Raw genomic sequence first — 20119 nt, 5'->3', positions numbered from 1 at the left:
CACCACCAGATGCGGAGGCGGCTGTCACCGTCCGGCAGCCGCTCGTGCAGAAGCCTCCCGGTCGCGGCGATAGCCAAGCTTCTCGGAGAGCTCGCCAGCTCCGTCGATCAGCACGCGGAGATAGGCCTCGCGATTGCGCAGACCGTCCTCTTTCGGTGCGACGAGGCAGAGCGTCGCGATGCAGACCGCTTCCGCGTCGTAGACCGGGACGGCGAAGCAATGGGTGAAGCTGTCGACGATGCTGTTGAAGGTGAAATAGCCTTCCTTCTTGGCTTTGCGGACTTGAGCGATGAATTCGGAGGGCTCGAGGCGCGTGCCATCCGGCAGGACGAAATCCTCCTGCGGTATGAAGGCCAGGATCTCCTCGTCGCTCATGTGATCCACCAGGAGACGGCCGGATGCCGTCCACGGAATGGCGACCGGTTCGCCGATATTGGTGGAGATTCGGAACGGGCGGCTCCCCTCGTTCATCAGAACGACGGCATATTTGTTGCCTTCGAGCTGGCACATCTGCGCCGTCTCGCGCGTCTCCTCGGCGATCCGCGCCAGAAGATGCTCGCTTTCGCGCATCAGGTCGAACTGTTCGGCATAGGCCGCGCCGAGGAAATAGAGCTTGCGCCCGAGAAAGACACGGCCGTCATCGCCGCGATATTCGATGATCCCCTGGCGGACGAGCAGGTTGACGAGCTCATAGACCGACGAACGCGGCGCGCCAATTCCTTGCGCGATCTCGTTGGGGCGCAAGGGCTGACGCTGCAGACGCAGGAAATCGAGGATTTCGAAAGCCCGGTCGAGACCCCTGGCCCTGCGATTTATCGTGTCTTCCGCCTCGGCCACCGCGCCCTCCTTGCCGCTTCTATTCCGGTCCTTCAGAATTGACCTCAATTAGCCTTGTAGGCGACGCAGTCAACTTCGACCTTGCAGTCGACCATCATGCGCGACTGAACGCAGGCGCGGGCCGGCGGGTTGGCGCCGAAATACTCCGCATAGACGCCGTTGAAGGTCCAGAAGTCACGGGGGTCGTCGAGCCAGACGCCGACACGCACAACATCTTCGAGCCCATAGCCGGCTTCGTCCAGGATTGCGATCATGTTCTCGATCGCCTTGCGGCTTTCGGCGACGATTCCGCCGCCGACGATCTCGCCCGCCTCCATGGCGACCTGACCGGAAACATAGAGCCATCCGTTCGCCTCCACGGCGCGTGCAAATGGCAGGGGCTGCTTGCCCGCACCGGTTTCGCCCGTTCCATAACGCTTGATCGTCACGCTTCACTCCACTTCTTCATCAAATTCATTGCTTGCTCAGTTGAACGTCGAGGTCTTCAAAAACTCCGCCAGGCGTTCGGTCCTTGGTTTCAGGAACATCACGCGCGGATCCCCCTCCTCGCCGATGCGCCCCTCGTTCATGAAGATCACCCGGGACGAGACCTCGTAGGCAAAGCGCATCTCGTGAGTGACGATCAGCATGCTCATCCCATCCTCGGCGAGACCCTTGATGACCTGCAGCACCTCGTTGACGAGCTCCGGATCGAGCGCCGAAGTGACCTCGTCGAAGAGCATGAGCTTCGGATTCATGGCGATGGCACGGGCGATCGCCACGCGTTGCTGCTGGCCGCCGGAAAGCTGCCCCGGATAATGATCCTTGCGCGAGAGCAGGCCGACCCGGTCGAGCCATTTCTCGGCAAGCACCCTCGCCGCGTCGCGGCCCATCTTTTTCACTTTAAGAAGCCCGAGCATGACATTGGCCGCGGCGGTCATATGCGGAAACAGGTTGAACTGCTGGAAGGCCATGCCGGTCAGTGCGCGCTGACGGGCGATCTCCCGCTCGGACTTGCGCCTTCGGGCGCCTCCTGCCGTCTCGTAGCCGATCTCCTGGCCGTCGATGGCGATCGTGCCGCCCTGAAACTCCTCCAGCATGTTGATGCAGCGAAGCATCGTCGTCTTGCCCGAGCCGCTGGAGCCGATGATGCTGATCACCTCCCCCTGGCGCATCGAGCAATCGACGCCCTTCAGCACCTCGACCGTGCCGTAGCGTTTGTGAAGATCGCGGATTTCGAGAAGATTGGTCATCGGATTGCGAGCCTCACGATGGAACGGCGGTCTTGCGCTCGACGTAACGACCAAAGCGCTCGATGCCGTAATTGATGACGAAATAGAGAAAGCCTGCGAAGAAATAGAATTCGAGGCTCATGAAGGTGCGGGAGATCACTTCCTGCGTCCGCAACAGCAGCTCGCTCACGCCGATGATCGAAAGCAGCGTCGATGCCTTGACCATCTCGGCCGCTGTGTTGACCCAGGCAGGAAGTGCCTGCCGCAAAGCCTGCGGGGCGAGCACATAGGCGAAGGTTTGCGCAAAGGTCAAACCGATCGCCTTGGCGGCTTCGGTCTGCCCCTTGGGGATCGATTGCAGCGCGCCGCGCACCAGTTCGCCGACATGCGAGCTGCAGAAGACGGCAAGGGCCAGAACACCGGCCTGGAGCGGTCCGAGATCGATGCCGATCGTGCTCAGGACGTAGTAGCTCGCGAGCACCAGGACGAGCACCGGCGTGCCGCGGATGAAATCGGTGTAACCGCGCACGACCCATTTGAAGGGACGAAACCCGTAGACGAGCGCCAGACCGACGAAGACACCGAGCACGGTGCCGACGACGATCGAGAGAAGCGATATCGAGACGGAGACGCCGAGCCCTTTGAGGAGCGGTATCCGGGCAAGCCAGAGCTGGTCGAGAAACGAGAAATCCATGACGGTCACCTCGGTACTGCAAGACGCCGCTCGGCGGCGCGCATAAGCGCGGCCAGCAACGAGCAGGTCGCGACATAGAGGCAACTCGCAACGATCCAGGTCTCGATGACGCGGAAGGTCTCGACGTTGATCTTGCGTGCCTCGAAAGTGAGTTCCGGAACCGCGATCGCGGCGGCGAGCGAGGTATCCTTGAAGAGCGAGATCATCGTACTGCTAAGCGACGGCAGGACGCTGCGCAGCATCAGCGGAATGATGATCGACGTGCGTATCTGCATCTCCGTAAGCCCGATCGCGAGCCCCGCCTCGCGCTGGCCTGGCGGTATGGCGATGAGGCCGCCGCGAAACACTTCGGCAAGGTAGGCCCCCGAGTAGATTGCAAGCGTCGCGACGAAGCTCTCGATCTTGCCGAGACGGACTCCGAGTTCAGGAAGCGCGAAATAGCTGAAGAGGACGAGGACGAGGATCGGCGTGTTGCGGATCACGGTGACGTAGAGCCCGGCAGGCTTGCGTAGCAATGCCCTTCCGGAAACGAGCCCAAAGGCCGTGATCAACCCGATCACGCAACCCGCGAGGATCGCGACAAATGCGAGGCCGAGGCTGAGCGCCAGACCTTCGAGAAGCAGGTCGAACGAGCGCCACACGGCCGCGAAGTTCAAGGAATATGTCATGGAACCAGCCGTTTCGTGGAACAAGGCAGCTCCACCAAGAGGCGGAGCCGCCATTGGCAGGGCTCACTTGTACTCGATGGGGAAACCGATCTGCGGCGGGGTGAGGTCCTTGCCGAACCAGGTCTTGAACGACTTCGCATAGAAATCGAATTCGACACCGGTCATGGCTTCGTGCAGCGCCGTGTTGACGAAGTTCAGCCAGTCCTGATCACCGCGCCGGACGCCACAGGCATAGGTCTGGGGGTTCCAGCCATAGCCGGCGTCCTTATAGCGCCCCGAGTTCTGGGTCATGTACCAGGCGAGCGAGGACTGGTCGGTGGCGGCGGCATCGGCGCGGCCGGATTCGAGCGCCTGATAGATCAGGTCGACGGATTCATACTGGTCGACCGTCGCCTCCGGCAAGGCCGCATGGACCATGTCCTCGGCATAGACGTTCTGCAATACGGAAATCGTCACCGAAGAGCCGGCAGCTTTCAGCGCTTCATAATCGGCATACTCGCCGTCCGCCTTCAGCATCAGGCCGACGCCTTCCCGGTAGTAAGGGATAGTGAAGGCGATCTGCTGAGCGCGTTCCCCGGTAACCGTCATGAATTGGCAGGTGATATCGACCTTGCCGGTGGTGATGTTCGGAATGCGGGCATCGGACGACTGGTTGACGAACTCGATCTTCTCCGGATCCCCGAACAGCGCCTTGGCGATGATGCGGCCCATGTCGACATCGAAACCCTGGAGCTTGTCTTCGGCGCTCTTGAAATGCCACGGCGCGTTGGTGCTGCCGGTGCCGAGTATCAGATGGCCGCGGCTCAGAATTTCGTCGAGCTTGCTCGATGCCTGTTGTGCTTGCGCCGGCATAGCCGCCAGCACGGCCGCGATGAAGGTCGCGGCGACCGTGAACTTGCTGATCATTGAAAGACCTCCCCTTTCGCTCCCACTCATATATTCCGGTATAATGGACATGCGTCCTGAATAACGGATTGACCCATCAAATGCCTTGGGCCATTACTTGTCAAGCAGGATCGGCTACATTCGCCGCCGATCCACTTCGCATCGAGGAAACGCCCGCATGACACTGCCGATCGAAACCCCCGCCGTGCTGGTCGATCTCGATATCGCCCGGCGCAATGTCCTTGCGTTTCAAGCCTATGCCGACCGGAACGGCATCCGCGTGCGCCCGCACATAAAGACCCACAAGCTTCCGCAGATGGCCGAGCTGCAGCTCGATGCAGGGGCGATCGGCATCACCTGCCAGAAGGTGACGGAGGCGGAGGCGATGGTCGACGGCAGCGCCCGGATCGAGGATGTGCTGATCACCTACAACCTCCTCGGGACCGAGAAGCTCGCGCGGCTCGCGCGACTGAACGAAAAGGTGACGGTCAGCGTCGTCGCGGACAATGGGACCGTCGTCGACGGGCTCGCAGCTTTCTTCGCCGATGCCGGCAAGCCCTTGACCGTACTTGTCGAATGCAACACCGGGGCAGATCGTTGCGGCGTCGGGACACCGTCCGAGGCGGCGCGCCTTGCCCGGCGCATAGCCGAGGCACCGGGACTGCGCTTCGGCGGATTGATGACCTATCCGCCGGCCGATGGCGCCGCACGCGTCCAGACCTTCATGAGCGATGCGAAGCGGCTGATCGAGGCAGAGGGGCTCGAAGTTCCCTGCATTACATCAGGGGGCACGCCCGGTATGATGCAGGCAGCCGAGGCGCCGATAGCGAGCGAGCACAGGCCGGGTACGTATATCTATAACGACCGGTCGCTGGTTGCCCGTGGCGTGGCGTCATGGGACGACTGCGCCCTCACCGTTCTCGCGACCGTGGTCTCGGTTCCCAGCGAAAACCGGGCGATCATCGATGCCGGCAGCAAGGTCCTGACCTCCGACCTGCTGGGTCTCACCGGCTACGGCCACGTGCTCGGCCGCGACGACATACGTATCGATCAGCTCTCCGAGGAGCATGGCCGCCTCGTCTCGGACGGTCCTATCGGGCTAAAGGTCGGCGAACAGGTCCGCATCGTTCCGAACCATGCCTGCGTCGTGACCAACATGGTCGACGCGGTCCACGTCATCGAGAGCGGCACGCCAAAAGGAACATGGACGGTCGTCGCCCGCGGCCGCGTCCTTTGAGCGGGCTCCCGGTCACGGCGGCGCCTGGTGAGCCTTAAGAGCCCGCCGGGGACCCGAAAACCATTAGTCCACAATTTTAGTGCATTTCTAAAATGTCGTGCTATTTTATCGGCGCAGAGAGCCAAGACCGATAACGGGCACGGCATTCTTTCAGCAGCTCGCATATTGACAGGACTTTTCAAGAAACCGCCTCCAGGCGTCATAAGTTTGCGTTGAAGTAGTCTACCAAATCGATAGCTTTATCTGGCAAAAGATGGAGGTCGAAATGAGCTCGAATAGTCTTGCCGGAATAGTCAAATTAGCGCTTATCGTCGGAAGCCTGCAGCTTGGCTCGATTGGCCTCGCGGCTGCGGACACGACGATCCTGAACGTGTCCTACGACCCGACTCGGGAACTTTACAAGGAATTCAACGCGGCCTTTGCCGAAAAATGGCAGGCCGACACGGGCGAAACCGTGACGATCCAGACATCGCATGGCGGTTCCGGCAAGCAGGCCCGTTCGGTCATCGACGGGCTGGAGGCCGACGTCGTGACGCTGGCCCTCGAAGCGGATATCGACGCGATCGCCAAGGAAAGCGGCAAAATTCCCGCCGATTGGAAGTCCCGCTTCGATAACAACAGTGCGCCCTACACCTCGACCATCGTCTTCCTCGTCCGCAAGGGCAACCCCAAAGGCATCAAGGATTGGGGCGATCTCGTCAGGGAGGATGTGCAGGTAATTACGCCCAACCCGAAGACTTCGGGCGGCGCTCGCTGGAACTTCCTGGCCGCCTGGGCCTGGGCACGTGCCGCCAATAACGGGGACGATGCGAAGGCACAGGAATATGTGGCGCAGCTTTTCAAGCATGTGCCGGTTCTCGACACCGGCGCGCGCGGCGCGACGACCACCTTCGTCCAGCGCGGCCTTGGCGATGTGTTGCTGGCCTGGGAAAACGAAGCCTATCTATCACTGGAAGAACTGGGCCCCGACAATTTCGACATCGTCACGCCGTCGATCTCGATCAAGGCGGAGCCCCCCGTTGCGCTGGTCGATGGCAACGTCGACAGCAAGGGTACCCGCAAGGTCGCCGAGGCCTATCTCGACTATCTCTACAGCGATGTCGGGCAGAAGATCGCGGCCAAACACTACTACCGGCCGTTCAAGCCTGAACTGGCGGATCCCAAGGACACCGCGCGCTTCGCCGAATTGAAGCTCGTCACGATCGACGACTTCGGCGGCTGGAAGGAAGCTCAGCCGAAATTCTTTGGCGATGGCGGGGTCTTCGATCAGATCTACAGGCCGGGGCAATGATATCGATGACCGCTCGCAGCAACACGCGGTGGCGGTTTCGGCAGCCGAGCGTTATTCCGGGTTTCGGATTGGCGCTCGGCGTGACGCTGGCATGGCTCACCATCATCGTTCTCATTCCTCTCTCCGGACTGCTGTGGCGCTCGAGCGGCCTCGGATGGTCGAAATTCGTGGAACTGGCGCTTGACGAGCGCACGGTCAACGCACTGACGATCAGCTTCGGCACGGCCTTCATCGCCGCCGTTGTCAACCTGGTCTTCGGCGTGCTCCTCGCCTGGGTTCTCGTGCGCTATCGCTTCCCCGGCAAGCGCGTGATCGACGCCATGGTCGATCTGCCCTTCGCCCTGCCGACCGCGGTCGCCGGCATTGCGCTCACGACGCTTTATGCGCCGAACGGCTGGATCGGCTCGCTCCTCGCTCCGCTCGGCATCAAGATCGCCTTCACGCCGGCCGGGATCGTCGTGGCGCTGATCTTCGTCGGCTTGCCCTTCGTCGTGCGTACCGTGCAGCCGATCATGGAAGAGATCGACAAGGAAGTCGAAGAGGCGGCTGCGACCCTCGGCGCCACCCGCTTCCAGACGATCAGCCGGGTCTTGTTGCCGGGTCTCCTGCCTGCGGGATTGACCGGCTTCGCACTCGCCTTTGCCCGCGGCGTCGGCGAGTATGGTTCGGTGATCTTCATCGCCGGCAACCTTCCCTATGTCTCGGAGATCGCGCCGCTTCTGATCGTCATCCGCCTCGAGGAATTCAACTATCCGGCAGCAACCGCGATCGCCGCGGTAATGCTCCTGCTTTCCTTCATGATGCTGCTGGTCATCAATGTGATCCAGGCGTGGAGCAGACGGAGATATGGTTATGGCGCATGATGCCGGCTACGCTTCCAATACGCTTGTGACGGCCGCAACCTCGGAAACGCCGCTTTCACGCGTGGTCCTGACCGCCGTGGCGCTCGGTTTCGTCGCGCTCTTCCTGCTTCTGCCGCTCGCCACGGTGTTCATCGAGGCGTTCCGCAAAGGAGCGATGGAGTTCTTCACGGCGCTTGGCGATCCCGAGACCTTTTCCGCGATCCGTCTGACACTGCTCGTCGCGGGGATCGCCGTGCCGCTCAATCTCGTCTTCGGGGTGGCGGCCGCCTGGGCCATCGCGAAATTCGAGTTCAAGGGCAAGGCGTTCCTGACGACGCTGATCGACCTGCCCTTCTCCGTCTCGCCAGTGATCTCCGGCCTCGTTTTCGTGCTGCTATTCAGCTCTCACAGCGCGCTCGGACCGATCCTGCAAAGCTACGGCATCCAGATCCTCTTTGCCGTTCCGGGTCTCGTGCTCGCCACCGTCTTCGTGACCTTCCCCTTCGTCGCGCGTGAATTGATCCCGCTGATGCAGGAACAGGGAACGGCCGACGAGGAAGCGGCACTCTCGCTCGGCGCCACCGGCTGGCAGACCTTCTGGCATGTGACGCTTCCCAATATAAAATGGGGCCTGCTCTACGGCGTGCTTCTCTGCAATGCCCGCGCCATGGGCGAATTCGGTGCGGTCTCTGTCGTGTCCGGCCATATTCGCGGGCAAACGAACACCATGCCGTTGCAGGTCGAAATCCTCTACAATGAGTATAATTTCGTCGCCGCCTTCGCGGTGGCGGCGCTCCTGGCGCTCCTGGCGCTGGTAACGCTCGTTTTGAAGACTGCTCTTGAAATTCGCTACAGCGACGAGATCGCTGCCAGCCGCAGGCACTGAAAGGTCCAGACCTCCATGGAAGTCCGCGTCCAGAATATTCGCAAGGAATTTGGCCGTTTTCCCGCGCTCGAGGACGTTTCCCTCGACATCCGCTCGGGTGAACTGATCGCGCTCCTCGGCCCCTCCGGCTCCGGCAAGACCACGCTGCTCAGGCTGGTCGCCGGGCTCGAAAGCCCGACCGAAGGCACGATTTTCTTCGGCGACGAGGATGCGTCGAAGAAGACCGTGCAGGAGCGCAACATCGGCTTCGTTTTCCAGCATTATGCGCTTTTCCGCCACATGACGGTGCTCGACAACGTCGCTTTCGGTCTGAAGGTGCGGTCCGCCAAACGGCGACCGGCGGCTGCCGACATCCGCCGCAGGGCGCTCGACCTGCTGGAACTCGTGCAACTCTCCGGGCTGGAGAAACGCTACCCTGCCCAGCTTTCGGGCGGGCAGCGCCAACGCGTCGCACTCGCCCGCGCCATGGCCGTCGAACCGAACGTTCTGCTCCTCGACGAGCCCTTCGGCGCGCTCGATGCGCAGGTGCGCAAGGAACTGAGGCGGTGGCTGCGCGAAATCCACGATCGCACCGGCCACACCACGATCTTCGTCACTCACGACCAGGAGGAAGCACTCGAGCTTGCCGACCGCGTCGTCGTGATGAGCAAGGGCGCGATCGAGCAGGTCGGCACGCCCGACGAGATCTATGACCATCCGGTCTCGCCCTTCGTCTACGGCTTCATCGGCCAGTCCAACTGCCTCAACGTCACCCTCGCCAATGGCGAAATCTGGCATGAGGACCGCCCGATCGGCCTTCGTGCCGGGAACGAACCGGACGGCGCCGCAACCCTCTATTTCCGCCCGCACGACGTGGAACTCATCGACGGCTGCGGCGGTTGCCTCGCCGGCCTCGTCACGGCCAGCCGGCGCGTGGCGGGCACCCGGCATCTGGAACTCGGCCTCGGACGTACGCACCCTCCGGTCGAGATCGAGCTACCGCCGGAACGGGCCGCCTCCACGGACCACACGCGCATCGCCTTCCGGCCGACGCGATGGAAGCTATTCCGCAAGGGCGGACAAAAGGAAGCACCGCCGATAGAGGCGGAGGCGCCGGTGCTCGCGGCCACCGGCACGTGAGGCGGTGAACCCGGGCTGTGGAAGCGCGGATTCGCCCGGTCTGGACGCCGGGCGTTGATCTGCCGAATTAATCGTTCCGATCAAATGAATCCTGCGGTAGAAACCGTCCAATGTCTGTTATCGATGATCTCACGAGCGCACTCGGCGATGCCGTTCTCACCGGCGACCGGATCGCCGAACGTCACCGCGGCGATGCAAGCCTCACGGGCCGGATCCTCCCCCTGGCGGTCGTTCGCCCGGCAAGCGTTGCCGAGGTCGCCGACGCGCTGAGGATCTGCAACGCGCATCGCCAGGCCGTGGTGCCGCAGGGTGGCTTGACCGGGCTCGCCGGCGGCGCCAATCCGTGCGCTGGCGACGTTGCCATTTCGCTGGAGAGACTTTCCGGCATTGAGGAGATCGATGCTGCGGCAGGGACGATGACGGTGCTCGCCGGAACACCCCTCGAAGTCGCCCAGCGCGCGGCCGAGGATGCCGGTTTCCTGTTGCCGATCGATCTGGGGGCGCGCGGCTCCTGCCAGATCGGCGGCAATCTGGCCACGAATGCCGGCGGCATCCGGGTGATCCGCAACGGTGTGGCACGCGACAATGTGCTGGGGCTCGAGGCCGTTCTTGCGGACGGAACCGTGATTTCGTCGATGAACAAGATGATCAAGAACAACACGGGCTACGACCTGCGGCAGCTCTTCATCGGTTCGGAAGGCACGCTCGGCATCATCACGCGGGCGGTATTGCACCTGCGCCCGCTACCGGCCGGGCGGCTGACGGCGCTCTGCGCGCTCGACAGCTATGAGAATGTCGTCGCTCTGCTCAAGCGGGCACAGATGGAACTCGCCGGCCTCTCCGCCTATGAGGCGATGTGGGAGAGCTATTTCCGTTTCAACTGCGAGGCAGAAAAGCTCAGGCTTTTCGAAGCCACTCCCACTTTCGCCGTCATCATCGAAGAGGACCTGCAGGGCCATGAAGCGGAACGCGAACGGTTCGAAATGTTTCTCGGGCGAGCCCTGGAGGACGGCGTAATCGGCGACGCGCTGATCGCGCAATCGCAAAAAGAGGCTCAAACCTTTTGGCGTATCCGCGAGGGTCACGCGCTGGATCGGCTGCCCCTGCTTCTCAACTTCGATGTCAGCGTGCCGATCGGCGCAATCGGCAGCTTCGCCGAGGAATGCGGCACGGCGCTTTGGACCAAGTTCCCCGAAGCGCACGTGTCGTTCTTCGGCCATGTCGGCGACAGCAACCTGCACATCGCCTTCTCCGTTCCAGGCGCAACCGAGGACACGGCGCACGCGATCGACGCCGTCGTCTACGGACTGGTCGGCACCTATGGCGGCTCGGTTTCCGCCGAGCACGGGATCGGCCTCCTGAAGCGCGACTTTCTCGATCGCTCCCGCAGTTCGGCGGAACTCGAACTCATGCGGCGCATCAAGAATGCCTTCGATCCGAACGGTATTCTCAATGCCGGCAAGGTCTTAGCCTAAGGCCTGTTGAATTTCATTTTGAGTTTATGACGGCTGCCGCGAGATGGATAATGGCGTTGAAGCTCTGTCGGTTTTGTCGGCATGATGCGCTTGAATTCCTTGAGTACCGACCTTGCGCTGCTGCATGTCTCCATTGATCGTAGCCGATCAATGGACAAAAACGTGCAATCTCTCCTCCGTTCTCATCGTGCTCGTCACAGGGATGAGAGCAGCGCCGCGTCTGCGGCGTGGAAAGAGTTCTTTCAGCCCAAGGACTTGGTCTGGCTGTTTTCCTGTGACGAGCACAGGAATGAGGAAATCAAACAAGCGGCGGCGGCTGGCCCGAATCTTCAAACCCATGAGGCGGGCGATTTCGGCAGCCGGCCATCGGGGTCGATGACGCCGAGCCGCGGTTCTTGCGGACCGTTCCAACGCCAGAGCGCAATACAGGTGCCGCCCGGCGACATGAAGGATGGATAGATCACCCCATGGAAGGCGCGCGCCAGAAGCTCCGACTGGAGCCTGTGGGTCTCCGGCACCGCGCCCTTGTCGAGCGCATCACGCCATTCGCAGCGATGGATCGCCTCATCCACACCAAGCTCCACAAGAAGCCTGACATCCGTGAGGTCCGCGAGCCTCGCCCCGCGCAACTCGAGCTGCACGATCAGCGCCGGATGCTGTACGAAACCCTGATTGTATTCGGCCCAGGCGGTGGAAAGCTCGCGCGCGCCATAGATCGCAGGCACGCCGATCGGGTTCCAGCGGCCACCGAAGCGAGCAGCACCCGCGCCGGATAGCGGCATATGTGCCCAGCGTGGAACGAAGGCGCGCCAGAGCGTTATCGGCTCGACCGACGCCGTCGGTTCCGGATCGGGCCGCGATGCGGGCGGAATGTGTTTCCTCATCCCGTCTTAAGCGTAGACGCCGGCGCGTACCGATTCGAGATAGGCGAGCACCTTGTCGGCCTTGCCTTCACCGACCAGGTCGAATGCCGTCTTGCCGGCCCAGCCGGGAATAGGCTGGTGCTTGAACCAGATGACGGCGCGGGCTTCGTCGCCCGCCATTTCGGAAGCCATGGCCAGGATGCGGACGACCTTGCTCAAGGCGCTGTCGACCTTCCGGGCGCCGGATTTCGCCGTCAGCGTATTGCGGGCGACACCAATCAGCTTGGCGAGTTCGGCGAGCGTGACGCCCAATCGGTCGGCGACTAGGCGGGCCGAGAGAAACGGGGAATGATCGTCCCCAAAACGGGCTGCAGGGATCTGGAAATCGAGGGCAATCATGAGAAATCGATCCTGTTTTGATCGGGTCCCTATAAAAATAGGATCGATTTCCCGTCAATTCAAGCGCAATCTCGGCTCATAGCCGCCAGGAGGGATTGCGCCGTTCAAAGAAGGCCGACACGCCCTCCCGTGCTTCGTCCGATTCCCAGCTATCGGCAAGCTGCTCTATCGTCGCGGCGATGACGGCGTCGGTGATGGGAAGACCCAGCGACCGCGCAAGCCGCTTCGCCCGCCCGGCGGCGCCCGGAGCCGCGACGAGATAGGCCGTCACCGCGGCTTCGACGGCTCCGTCCAGCATGGTGCCGTCGACGACCGTCGTCACGAAACCGGCGACCTTCGCCTCCTCCGCACCGAAGATCCGCGCCGACATGAACAGCGGCCGCGCCCGCGCCTCGCCTGTCCGGGCAACGACATAGGGGCTGATCGTCGCCGGGATCAGCCCGAGGCGCGTCTCGGTCAGGCCGAATTGGGCGCCGGAAGCGGCGATCACCGTGTCGCAGACGCTGATCAGCCCGACGCCGCCGCCGAAGGCGTTCCCATGCACGCGCGCAATCAGCGGCTTCGACAGATCGTTCAGCGCCTTCAACATCATCGCAAGCCGCGTCGCCTCGGCGATCCGCGTCGGCCGGTCGGCGGAAAACTGCTGACGCATCCATTCGAGATCGCCGCCGGCACAGAAACTCTTGCCTTCGGCGTCGAGAATGACTGCCCTGATCGATGTGTCGGTTGCGAGCCGGCCTGCGACGGCCGTCAATTCGCCGATCATGGTGGCGGAAAGCGCATTGTGCTTTGCCGAACGGGCAAGCGTCACCCGGGCGACGCCGCGCTGGTCGATGGCACAGCGGATCGTATCGAAGTTCATGCTGTGCTCCTCAGCGATAGTGCAAAAGCAGCGGCGCGCTCGAGTTTTTCCGAGTCGAGGCCGCTGGTAAAACCCCGCGCCTCGAGAAAGGCGTTCACCGCAAGCGTATCGACATTGCCGGCCGCTCCCGGCGCATAGGGACAACCGCCGAGCCCGCCGGCCGAAGCGTCGAAAACCCGGATACCGCGCTCCAGCGCTACCGCGATATTCTCCAGCGCCCGGCCGGACGTGTCGTGGAAATGCCCGGCGAGTTTCTTGACATCGATCTCGCAGAGCGCCGCTGTCAGCATGGCATCGACCGCTTCCCGCGTGCCGCGCCCGATCGTGTCGCCGAGACTGATTTCGTAGCAGCCGAGGTCGGCAAGCAGCCGCGCGACGCGAGCGGTCTGCGCCGGCGCGATCGCGCCCTCATAGGGACATTCGACGACACAGCTCACATAGCCGCGAAGGGGAATGCCTTGGCGCCGGCTTGCTTCGGCGACCGGCCGAAAACGCTCGATGCTTTCGGCAATCGAGCAGTTGATGTTCTTCTCGGAGAAGCTTTCCGACGCCGAGGCAAAGATCGCGACCTCGTCGGCGCCAGCCGCAAGCGCCGCCTCGAAGCCGCGCATATTGGGCGTCAGTGCCGCGTAACGCGTGCCCGGACGCCGGACGATATCAGCCATGACAGCCGGCGCATCGGCCAATTGCGGTACCCAGCGCGGACTGACGAAGCTCGTTACTTCGATGCGCTCGTAACCGCAGTCGGACAGCAGATCGACGAGCCTGACCTTGTCCTCGGTAGCGACGAGCCGCGACTCGTTTTGAAGACCGTCGCGCGGCGCCACCTCCACAATCGTGACGCGCTCCTTTGCCGGCGACGTCATTGCGCAGCCTCCTCCGTCAGCGTCACGAGCACCGTACCCTCGCTGACCTGAGCGCCTTCCGTCACATGCACATTGGCGATCGTGCCCTCGCGTGAGGCCGAGAGCGTCAGTTCCATCTTCATCGCCTCCATCACGACGAGTGCCTGTCCCTTTGTCACCGCGTCGCCGGCGCCGACCCGCACGAGCTTCACGAGGCCCGGCATCGGCGCCACCAGTTCGTCGTCGGCGATCTCGCTGCTCTGCCCGCCGGTCAATCCGTCCGGCAGTTGGAACACCAGGTTGCGCCCGCCATGGAAGAGCGTCAACGCCTCGCGATCCCGCGAGAAACGGATCAGGCGCTTCTGTCCGGCCACCTCGAGCCGGGCACCACCCTGGAAGCGGTCGAGCACGAGGACGGGCAGCGTGCTCGCGCCGGCACGCACGGCGAACTGGTCGCGGCCGCGCGAAGCCAAGGTCACGGTTACGCGGTCGTCCGCATGCTCGATCACCACCATGCGGTGCGCGTCGCCCCAGATTTGCCAGGAGCCGAGCGAAGACCATGGGTCGCTCGACTTGTTCGGATCGAGCGCGCCGGTCGATATGATCGCCGCCAGCGCCAGCGCCTCGTCGCCGGGTGCGACCGGCGCGGTCAGGCGCTCGATCTCGCGGTCGATCAGCCCCGTATCGGGATGGCCGGAGCGGAAATCGTGCTCTTCCGTCAGGCGGATGAGAAAATCGCGGTTGGTAACGGTGCCGCCGATGCGGCATTCCTTGAGCGCGTCCTGCAACCGACCGAGCGCCGCCGAACGGTTCTGGCCATGCACGATCACCTTGGCAATCAGAGGATCGTAATAGGGCGCGATCGTATCCCCCTGCCGGACGCCGGAATCGATCCGCGCAGTATCCTCGGGAAAGCTCAATTGCGTCAGCCGGCCGGTCGCCGGCAGGAAGCCCCGGGCCGGATCCTCCGCATAGAGGCGCGCCTCGAAGGCCCAGCCGTTCATGGAAATATCGACCTGTTTCTTCGGCAGCGGCTCGCCGCTGGCGACCCGCAACTGCCATTCCACGAGATCGATGCCGGTGATCGCTTCCGTGACCGGATGCTCCACCTGCAGCCGCGTGTTCATCTCCATGAAATAGAAGTGATCCGGCCAGAGACCGTTGGTCACATCGGCGATGAATTCCACCGTGCCGGCGCCGACATAGCCGATTGCCTGGGCGGCTCTGACCGCTGCATCGCCCATCGCACGGCGGACCTCGGCCGTCATGCCGGGCGCCGGCGCCTCCTCGATCACCTTCTGATGTCGCCGTTGCAGCGAGCAGTCGCGCTCGAAGAGGTGAACGATATTGCCGTGCCGGTCGCCGAAGACCTGCATCTCGATGTGACGCGGCTTCGTCAGATAGCGCTCTATAAGCACCGAACCGTCGCCGAAGGCGGATTCGGCCTCCCGTCGTGCGGCCTCCAGCGCCGGGCCAAAATCCTCCTGCCGCTCGACCCGGCGCATGCCTCTGCCGCCGCCGCCCGCGCGCGCCTTGATCAGCACCGGGTATCCGATCTCCCGTGCCCTCTCGGCAAGAACGGATGCATCCTGCTCATCGCCGTGGTAGCCGGGCACGACCGGTACTCCGGATCGTTCCATGAGCGCCTTGGCCGCGTCCTTGAGACCCATGGCGCGGATCGCGGCCGGCGGCGGCCCGACGAATATCATGCCTGCCTCTTCGACAGCCTCGGCGAAATCGGCGTTCTCCGAGAGAAAACCATAGCCCGGATGAATGGCTTGTGCGCCGACGCTTCCTGCCGCTTGAACGATGGGCGCAATCGCCAGATAGCTTTCGGTGGCGGGCGCTCCCCCGATCCGGATCGCCTCGTCGGCGAGCGCCACATGCAGCGCGTCTCCGTCTGCGTCGGAATAGACGGCGACGGTGCGAATGCCGAGCCGTCGCGCGGTGCGGATGATGCGGCAGGCGATCTCACCGCGATTGGCAATCAGGAGCTTCGAAAACATGCGCCTCTTTTCCGGTGCTATTGCGCCGCTACCACTTCGACTTCCATGAGCCAGGCCGAATCGAAAATGCCGGTGATCACCACCGTCATCGCCGGCGCCAGCGAGCCGAGATAGTCGTTGCGGATTTCACGGTTTGCCACGACATGCTGCCTGTCGGCGAGATAGGTCGTGACCTTGACGATGTCGGTCTTGGACATGCCGGCCGCCTTGAGCTGCGCATCGACGTTCAGCCAGACCTGGCGCGCCTGCGCTTCGAAACCTTCCGGCACGACGTCGTCCGACGTCACCGGAATTTGGCCGCTGACGAAAAGCATCCGCCGGAAATCCTCGACGCTGACAGCCTGCGAATAACCGCCGCGCGGCTGCGGTGCATTCAGGGCATTGATGTTGTCGCGTTTCATCTCGGGACCTCTCGTCACATTCTGAACAGTCCGAAGCGCGTCTCCTCGATCGGCGCGTTCAAAGCCGCCGACAGAGACAGCGCCAGCACGTCGCGGCTCTTGCGCGGATCGATCACGCCATCATCCCAAAGCCTTGCCGATGCGTAGAGCGGATGGCTCTGCCGTTCGAACAGATCGAGCACCGGCTGGCGAAAGCGTGCCTCCTCCTCTTCGCTCCACGGTTTCCCCGACCGTCTCAAGGCTTCGCCGCGCACCGAGGAGAGGACGCCTGCCGCCTGTTCGCCGCCCATGACCGAAATGCGGCTGTTCGGCCACGTCCAGAGAAACCGCGGCGAGAAGGCGCGCCCGCACATGCCGTAATTGCCTGCCCCGAACGAGCCGCCGACCAGCATGGTGATCTTCGGCACCTTCACGGTGGCGACTGCGGTCACCAGCTTGGCGCCGTGCTTGGCAATTCCCTCCGTCTCGTATTTGCGGCCGACCATGAAGCCGGTGATGTTCTGCAGAAAGACCAGCGGAATCCTGCGCTGGGCGCAGAGCTCCACGAAATGGGCGCCCTTGACGGCCGATTCCGAGAAGAGCACGCCATTATTGGCGACGATGCCGACGGGAATTCCGTGGACATGGGCGAAACCGCAAACGAGCGTGGTGCCGAAGCGCGCCTTGAACTCGTCGAAACGGGAACCGTCGACAAGCCGGGCGACCACCTCTCGGATCTCGTAGGGCGTCTTGAGGTCGGCGGGGACGATGCCGGCGATTTCCTCCGGATCGTAGAGTGGCGGCTCCGGCTCGATGCGCTCGACCGGCCACGGCTTCTCACGGTTCAAGGCCGACACGGCCCGGCGCGCCAATGCCAGCGCATGCGCATCGTCGCGCGCAAGGTGATCGGCAACGCCCGAAAGACGCGTGTGGACGTCGGCGCCGCCAAGGTCTTCGGCCGAGACTACCTCGCCGGTCGCCGCCCGAACGAGCGGCGGCCCTGCGAGAAAGATGGTGCCCTGCTTTTCGACGATGATCGCTTCGTCGGACATGGCCGGCACATAGGCGCCGCCCGCCGTGCAGGATCCCATGACCACCGCGATCTGAGGGATGCCGGCCGCCGACATGTTGGCCTGGTTGTAGAAGATGCGGCCGAAATGATCCCGGTCCGGAAAGACCTCGTCCTGGTTCGGCAGGTTCGCGCCGCCGGAGTCGACAAGATAGACGCAGGGGAGCCGGTTCTCCACCGCGATCTCCTGCGCGCGCAAATGCTTCTTGACCGTCAGCGGATAATAGGTGCCGCCTTTGACCGTCGGATCGTTGCAGACGATCATGCACTCGCGGCCGGAAATCCGGCCAATGCCGGTGATCAGGCCCGCGCCCGGCGCATCGTCGTTGTACATTCCATGTGCGGCGGTCGCTCCGACCTCCAGAAAAGGCGTGCCCGGATCGATGAGAGTAGCGAGCCGATCCCGCGGCAGGAGCTTGCCGCGGCTGACGTGGCGCTCGCGCGCCGTCTCGCCGCCACCGGCTGCGGCCAGGCGCACCGCGTCCTCGACCGTCGCGATGGCCTCCGTCATGGCCGCGCGGTTCGCCTTGAACTCCTCCGAGGACGGCGAAATATGCGAACGCAATACTGTCATGCTCCCCCCAAGCGTTACCTATTCGGCCTATTTCGTTTCGGCGAAGAGCTCCCGTCCGATCAGCATGCGACGGATCTCGCTCGTGCCCGCACCGATCTCGTACAGCTTGGCGTCGCGCAGCAGCCGGCCTGCCGGATAATCGTTGGTGTAGCCGTTGCCACCCAGCGCCTGTATCGCCTCCAGCGCCATGGCCGTCGCCTTTTCCGCCGCATAGAGAATACAGCCGGCCGCGTCCTTGCGCGCAGTCTCACCACGGTCGCATGCGGCCGCCACGGCATAGACATAGGCCCGCGCGGCATTCGTCGTCACATACATGTCGGCAAGCTTTCCCTGCATCAACTGGAACTCGCCGATCGGTTGCCCGAACTGCTTGCGCTCATGGAGATAGGGGACGACGACATCGAGGCAAGCGGCCATGATCCCGAGCGGTCCGGCAGAAAGCACGACCCGCTCGTAATCAAGGCCGGACATCAGCACCTTGACGCCCTCGCCGACGCCGCCGAGCACGTTTTCCTCCGGCACCTCGCAGTCCGTGAAGATGAGTTCCGACGTGTTCGATCCGCGCATGCCGAGCTTGTCGAGCTTCTGGCCGGCCGAAAAGCCGGGGAATGCCTTTTCCACCAGGAAAGCGGTGATGCCGCGCGGTCCGGCTGTCGGATCGGTCTTGGCGTAGACGACCAGGACATCGGCGTCAGGGCCATTGGTGATCCACATTTTGCTGCCGTTCAGGACGTAACGGTCGCCGCGCTTGTCGGCCCTGAGTTTCATCGAAACGACATCGGAGCCGGCGCCGGGCTCGGACATGGCAAGCGCCCCGACATGCTCGCCTGAAATGAGCTTCGGCAGATATCTGCTCTTCTGTGCCGGTTTGCCGTTGCGGTTGATCTGATTGACGCAGAGATTGGAGTGGGCGCCGTAGCTCAGGCCCACCGAAGCGGATGCACGGCTGATCTCCTCCATCGCCACGCAATGGGCGAGATAGCCGAGTCCCGCACCGCCATGAGCCTCGTCGACGGTAACGCCGAGCAGGCCGATCTCCCCCATCTCCCGCCAGAGCGACATCGGAAAGGCGTTTTTGCGATCGGCATCGTCCGCAAGCGGCGCGATTCGCTCCGCTGCGAAGCGGCGCACGCTCTCGCGCAGCGCATCGATCTCCTCGCCAAGCGCGAAGTTCAATCCAGCTTCAAACATTTCCATCTCCTCCCGACGCCCGCTCCACGATCTCCCCATCGCCGAGCAGAGGTGAGCCGCTGCGATGCGTCGCCGCACGTCCACCTCGCGAACGATAACATCGCCGCCGGCTAATTTCCTTCCAAAGAGCCGGCGTGCCAAGCACGATCTGCAAAGACCACGGCAGGCATTGCGAAACGCAACCTTAAAGGCGGGCGAGACCTGCAAGCGCCTCGCGGACGATCTCCGCCAGCGGTTGGGCGACGTCTACGGCGACCGTCCTCACCTCCCCTGTCGGATCCTCGAGCGTCGCAAGCTGCGTCTGCAGCAAAGAGGACGGCATGAAATGCCCTGTGCGGTGGTGCATCCGCTCCGCAAGCACGGACTCGCTGCCGTGGAGGAAGACGAAGGCCAGGCCACCGGGTGTACTTTCGCGAAGCTTGTCCCTGTAGCTGCGCTTGAGGGCGGAGCAGGAAACGACGACGGGCTCCCGGCTCGCCAGCTGCTCTCCGATCGCAGCGAGCCACGGCCAGCGGTCGTCGTCGGTGAGCGGAATCCCCTCGGACATTTTCCTGATGTTTTCCGGAGGATGGAGCGCGTCGCCTTCGATGAAGGGATATCCGCAAGCTTCGGAGATCGCCTCCCCCACCGACGATTTGCCGCTGCCGGAGACGCCCATGACGACAATCGAGCCGGCAAAGCGCCGTGGCGGGGTTGCTTCTGATTTGGACTCAACACTCATTATCGCAGGCTTCCACTCATTACTGATGTTCCCTTAAATCCTATCCGATTCGACGACAACGTTC

The 20119-nt window shown here is 63.1% G+C and carries 21 protein-coding genes; 6 read left to right on the top strand and 15 right to left on the bottom strand.

The genetic code is table 11. The features are described 5' to 3' along the window. Positions 1 to 24 precede the first annotated feature (24 nt). The 6 genes from ACTJKL_RS09815 to ACTJKL_RS09790 all read right to left on the bottom strand — a co-directional run bounded on the left by ACTJKL_RS09815 (position 25) and on the right by ACTJKL_RS09790 (position 4316). The gene (locus ACTJKL_RS09815; RefSeq protein WP_440852780.1) at positions 25 to 885 is read right to left on the bottom strand and encodes an IclR family transcriptional regulator; all 861 of its coding nucleotides are present in this window, start codon (positions 883 to 885) and stop codon (positions 25 to 27) included. Beyond that, positions 882 to 1265 carry a RidA family protein gene (locus ACTJKL_RS09810; RefSeq protein ID WP_275598974.1) on the bottom strand — a complete coding sequence of 128 codons (384 nt, stop codon included), beginning with the start codon at positions 1263 to 1265 and terminating at the stop codon, positions 882 to 884. The genes ACTJKL_RS09815 and ACTJKL_RS09810 overlap by 4 nt, the downstream gene beginning before the upstream one ends. Positions 1266 to 1301: 36 nt before the next feature. Continuing rightward, the gene (locus tag ACTJKL_RS09805) at positions 1302 to 2069 is read right to left on the bottom strand and encodes an amino acid ABC transporter ATP-binding protein (RefSeq protein ID WP_440852779.1); all 768 of its coding nucleotides are present in this window, start codon (positions 2067 to 2069) and stop codon (positions 1302 to 1304) included. A 13-nt stretch (positions 2070 to 2082) separates the two neighbouring features. Then, positions 2083 to 2742 (bottom strand): amino acid ABC transporter permease, encoded by a 660-nt coding sequence (locus ACTJKL_RS09800; RefSeq protein ID WP_411934390.1) that lies wholly within the window; start codon positions 2740 to 2742, stop codon positions 2083 to 2085. Positions 2743 to 2747: 5 nt separating this feature from the next. After that, positions 2748 to 3410 (bottom strand): amino acid ABC transporter permease, encoded by a 663-nt coding sequence (locus ACTJKL_RS09795; RefSeq protein ID WP_411934391.1) that lies wholly within the window; start codon positions 3408 to 3410, stop codon positions 2748 to 2750. Positions 3411 to 3473: 63 nt separating this feature from the next. Continuing rightward, positions 3474 to 4316: a transporter substrate-binding protein gene (locus ACTJKL_RS09790; RefSeq protein ID WP_440852778.1), complete on the bottom strand. Its 843-nt coding sequence runs from the start codon at positions 4314 to 4316 to the stop codon at positions 3474 to 3476. Positions 4317 to 4473: 157 nt separating this feature from the next. Between ACTJKL_RS09790 and ACTJKL_RS09785 the strand changes: the two genes are divergently transcribed. From ACTJKL_RS09785 to ACTJKL_RS09760, 6 genes are all read left to right on the top strand, one after another. Beyond that, a complete protein-coding gene (locus ACTJKL_RS09785) occupies positions 4474 to 5532 on the top strand; it encodes a D-TA family PLP-dependent enzyme (RefSeq protein WP_411922539.1) in 1059 nt (352 codons plus the stop codon). Between the two features lie 265 nt (positions 5533 to 5797). After that, positions 5798 to 6823, top strand: coding sequence for a sulfate ABC transporter substrate-binding protein (locus tag ACTJKL_RS09780; protein ID WP_411922540.1), 1026 nt, complete (start codon positions 5798 to 5800; stop codon positions 6821 to 6823). Then, positions 6820 to 7686 (top strand): sulfate ABC transporter permease subunit CysT, encoded by an 867-nt coding sequence (cysT, locus tag ACTJKL_RS09775; protein ID WP_018097151.1) that lies wholly within the window; start codon positions 6820 to 6822, stop codon positions 7684 to 7686. Before ACTJKL_RS09780 ends, cysT begins: the two co-directional genes overlap by 4 nt. Beyond that, complete coding sequence (gene cysW / locus ACTJKL_RS09770) at positions 7676 to 8551, top strand: sulfate ABC transporter permease subunit CysW (protein WP_411934392.1); 876 nt, start codon at positions 7676 to 7678, stop codon at positions 8549 to 8551. Before cysT ends, cysW begins: the two co-directional genes overlap by 11 nt. Before the next feature lie 15 nt (positions 8552 to 8566). Next, the gene (locus tag ACTJKL_RS09765; RefSeq protein WP_411922542.1) at positions 8567 to 9670 is read left to right on the top strand and encodes a sulfate/molybdate ABC transporter ATP-binding protein; all 1104 of its coding nucleotides are present in this window, start codon (positions 8567 to 8569) and stop codon (positions 9668 to 9670) included. A 110-nt stretch (positions 9671 to 9780) separates the two neighbouring features. Then, positions 9781 to 11145 carry an FAD-binding oxidoreductase gene (locus tag ACTJKL_RS09760; RefSeq protein WP_411934393.1) on the top strand — a complete coding sequence of 455 codons (1365 nt, stop codon included), beginning with the start codon at positions 9781 to 9783 and terminating at the stop codon, positions 11143 to 11145. A 329-nt stretch (positions 11146 to 11474) separates the two neighbouring features. On the opposite strand, the gene ACTJKL_RS09755 is transcribed toward ACTJKL_RS09760, so the two are convergent. The 9 genes from ACTJKL_RS09755 to ACTJKL_RS09715 all read right to left on the bottom strand — a co-directional run bounded on the left by ACTJKL_RS09755 (position 11475) and on the right by ACTJKL_RS09715 (position 20055). Continuing rightward, positions 11475 to 12029, bottom strand: coding sequence for an RES family NAD+ phosphorylase (locus ACTJKL_RS09755; RefSeq protein ID WP_440852777.1), 555 nt, complete (start codon positions 12027 to 12029; stop codon positions 11475 to 11477). Positions 12030 to 12035: 6 nt separating this feature from the next. Continuing rightward, on the bottom strand, positions 12036 to 12407 hold the full coding sequence (locus ACTJKL_RS09750; protein WP_018097157.1) for an antitoxin Xre/MbcA/ParS toxin-binding domain-containing protein: 372 nt from the start codon (positions 12405 to 12407) through the stop codon (positions 12036 to 12038). A 76-nt stretch (positions 12408 to 12483) separates the two neighbouring features. Beyond that, a complete protein-coding gene (locus ACTJKL_RS09745) occupies positions 12484 to 13269 on the bottom strand; it encodes a crotonase/enoyl-CoA hydratase family protein (protein WP_411922545.1) in 786 nt (261 codons plus the stop codon). Continuing rightward, a complete protein-coding gene (locus ACTJKL_RS09740) occupies positions 13266 to 14135 on the bottom strand; it encodes a hydroxymethylglutaryl-CoA lyase (RefSeq protein ID WP_411922546.1) in 870 nt (289 codons plus the stop codon). The genes ACTJKL_RS09745 and ACTJKL_RS09740 overlap by 4 nt, the downstream gene beginning before the upstream one ends. Beyond that, positions 14132 to 16120: an acetyl/propionyl/methylcrotonyl-CoA carboxylase subunit alpha gene (locus ACTJKL_RS09735; protein WP_440852776.1), complete on the bottom strand. Its 1989-nt coding sequence runs from the start codon at positions 16118 to 16120 to the stop codon at positions 14132 to 14134. The genes ACTJKL_RS09740 and ACTJKL_RS09735 overlap by 4 nt, the downstream gene beginning before the upstream one ends. A 17-nt stretch (positions 16121 to 16137) precedes the next feature. Next, entirely contained in the window at positions 16138 to 16521 is a 384-nt protein-coding gene (locus ACTJKL_RS09730) for a RidA family protein (RefSeq protein ID WP_100670781.1), read from the bottom strand. A gap of 14 nt (positions 16522 to 16535) precedes the next feature. Next, the gene (locus ACTJKL_RS09725) at positions 16536 to 18143 is read right to left on the bottom strand and encodes a carboxyl transferase domain-containing protein (protein ID WP_411922548.1); all 1608 of its coding nucleotides are present in this window, start codon (positions 18141 to 18143) and stop codon (positions 16536 to 16538) included. Positions 18144 to 18170: 27 nt separating this feature from the next. Continuing rightward, entirely contained in the window at positions 18171 to 19334 is a 1164-nt protein-coding gene (locus tag ACTJKL_RS09720) for an isovaleryl-CoA dehydrogenase (protein WP_411922550.1), read from the bottom strand. A 184-nt stretch (positions 19335 to 19518) separates the two neighbouring features. Next, positions 19519 to 20055, bottom strand: coding sequence for a gluconokinase (locus ACTJKL_RS09715; RefSeq protein WP_102764185.1), 537 nt, complete (start codon positions 20053 to 20055; stop codon positions 19519 to 19521). Positions 20056 to 20119: the final 64 nt, after the last annotated feature.

The organism is Sinorhizobium sp. 22678, from assembly GCF_052044265.1.
Lineage (GTDB): Bacteria > Pseudomonadota > Alphaproteobacteria > Rhizobiales > Rhizobiaceae > Sinorhizobium > Sinorhizobium meliloti_A.
This window is presented reverse-complemented; position numbering and strand designations above follow the sequence as displayed.

What these genes read in the sequence shown, in the direction of transcription:
- ACTJKL_RS09805 (WP_440852779.1), bottom strand. Translation starts at nt 2,069, where the DNA reads ATGACCAATCTTCTCGAAATCCGCGATCTTCACAAACGCTACGGCACG.
- ACTJKL_RS09800 (WP_411934390.1), bottom strand. Translation starts at nt 2,742, where the DNA reads ATGGATTTCTCGTTTCTCGACCAGCTCTGGCTTGCCCGGATACCGCTC.
- ACTJKL_RS09795 (WP_411934391.1), bottom strand. Translation starts at nt 3,410, where the DNA reads ATGACATATTCCTTGAACTTCGCGGCCGTGTGGCGCTCGTTCGACCTG.
- ACTJKL_RS09790 (WP_440852778.1), bottom strand. Translation starts at nt 4,316, where the DNA reads ATGATCAGCAAGTTCACGGTCGCCGCGACCTTCATCGCGGCCGTGCTG.
- ACTJKL_RS09785 (WP_411922539.1), top strand. Translation starts at nt 4,474, where the DNA reads ATGACACTGCCGATCGAAACCCCCGCCGTGCTGGTCGATCTCGATATC.
- ACTJKL_RS09780 (WP_411922540.1), top strand. Translation starts at nt 5,798, where the DNA reads ATGAGCTCGAATAGTCTTGCCGGAATAGTCAAATTAGCGCTTATCGTC.
- cysT (WP_018097151.1), top strand. Translation starts at nt 6,820, where the DNA reads ATGATATCGATGACCGCTCGCAGCAACACGCGGTGGCGGTTTCGGCAG.
- cysW (WP_411934392.1), top strand. Translation starts at nt 7,676, where the DNA reads ATGGCGCATGATGCCGGCTACGCTTCCAATACGCTTGTGACGGCCGCA.
- ACTJKL_RS09765 (WP_411922542.1), top strand. Translation starts at nt 8,567, where the DNA reads ATGGAAGTCCGCGTCCAGAATATTCGCAAGGAATTTGGCCGTTTTCCC.
- ACTJKL_RS09760 (WP_411934393.1), top strand. Translation starts at nt 9,781, where the DNA reads ATGTCTGTTATCGATGATCTCACGAGCGCACTCGGCGATGCCGTTCTC.
- ACTJKL_RS09755 (WP_440852777.1), bottom strand. Translation starts at nt 12,029, where the DNA reads ATGAGGAAACACATTCCGCCCGCATCGCGGCCCGATCCGGAACCGACG.
- ACTJKL_RS09750 (WP_018097157.1), bottom strand. Translation starts at nt 12,407, where the DNA reads ATGATTGCCCTCGATTTCCAGATCCCTGCAGCCCGTTTTGGGGACGAT.
- ACTJKL_RS09745 (WP_411922545.1), bottom strand. Translation starts at nt 13,269, where the DNA reads ATGAACTTCGATACGATCCGCTGTGCCATCGACCAGCGCGGCGTCGCC.
- ACTJKL_RS09740 (WP_411922546.1), bottom strand. Translation starts at nt 14,135, where the DNA reads ATGACGTCGCCGGCAAAGGAGCGCGTCACGATTGTGGAGGTGGCGCCG.
- ACTJKL_RS09735 (WP_440852776.1), bottom strand. Translation starts at nt 16,120, where the DNA reads ATGTTTTCGAAGCTCCTGATTGCCAATCGCGGTGAGATCGCCTGCCGC.
- ACTJKL_RS09730 (WP_100670781.1), bottom strand. Translation starts at nt 16,521, where the DNA reads ATGAAACGCGACAACATCAATGCCCTGAATGCACCGCAGCCGCGCGGC.
- ACTJKL_RS09725 (WP_411922548.1), bottom strand. Translation starts at nt 18,143, where the DNA reads ATGACAGTATTGCGTTCGCATATTTCGCCGTCCTCGGAGGAGTTCAAG.
- ACTJKL_RS09720 (WP_411922550.1), bottom strand. Translation starts at nt 19,334, where the DNA reads ATGTTTGAAGCTGGATTGAACTTCGCGCTTGGCGAGGAGATCGATGCG.
- ACTJKL_RS09715 (WP_102764185.1), bottom strand. Translation starts at nt 20,055, where the DNA reads ATGAGTGTTGAGTCCAAATCAGAAGCAACCCCGCCACGGCGCTTTGCC.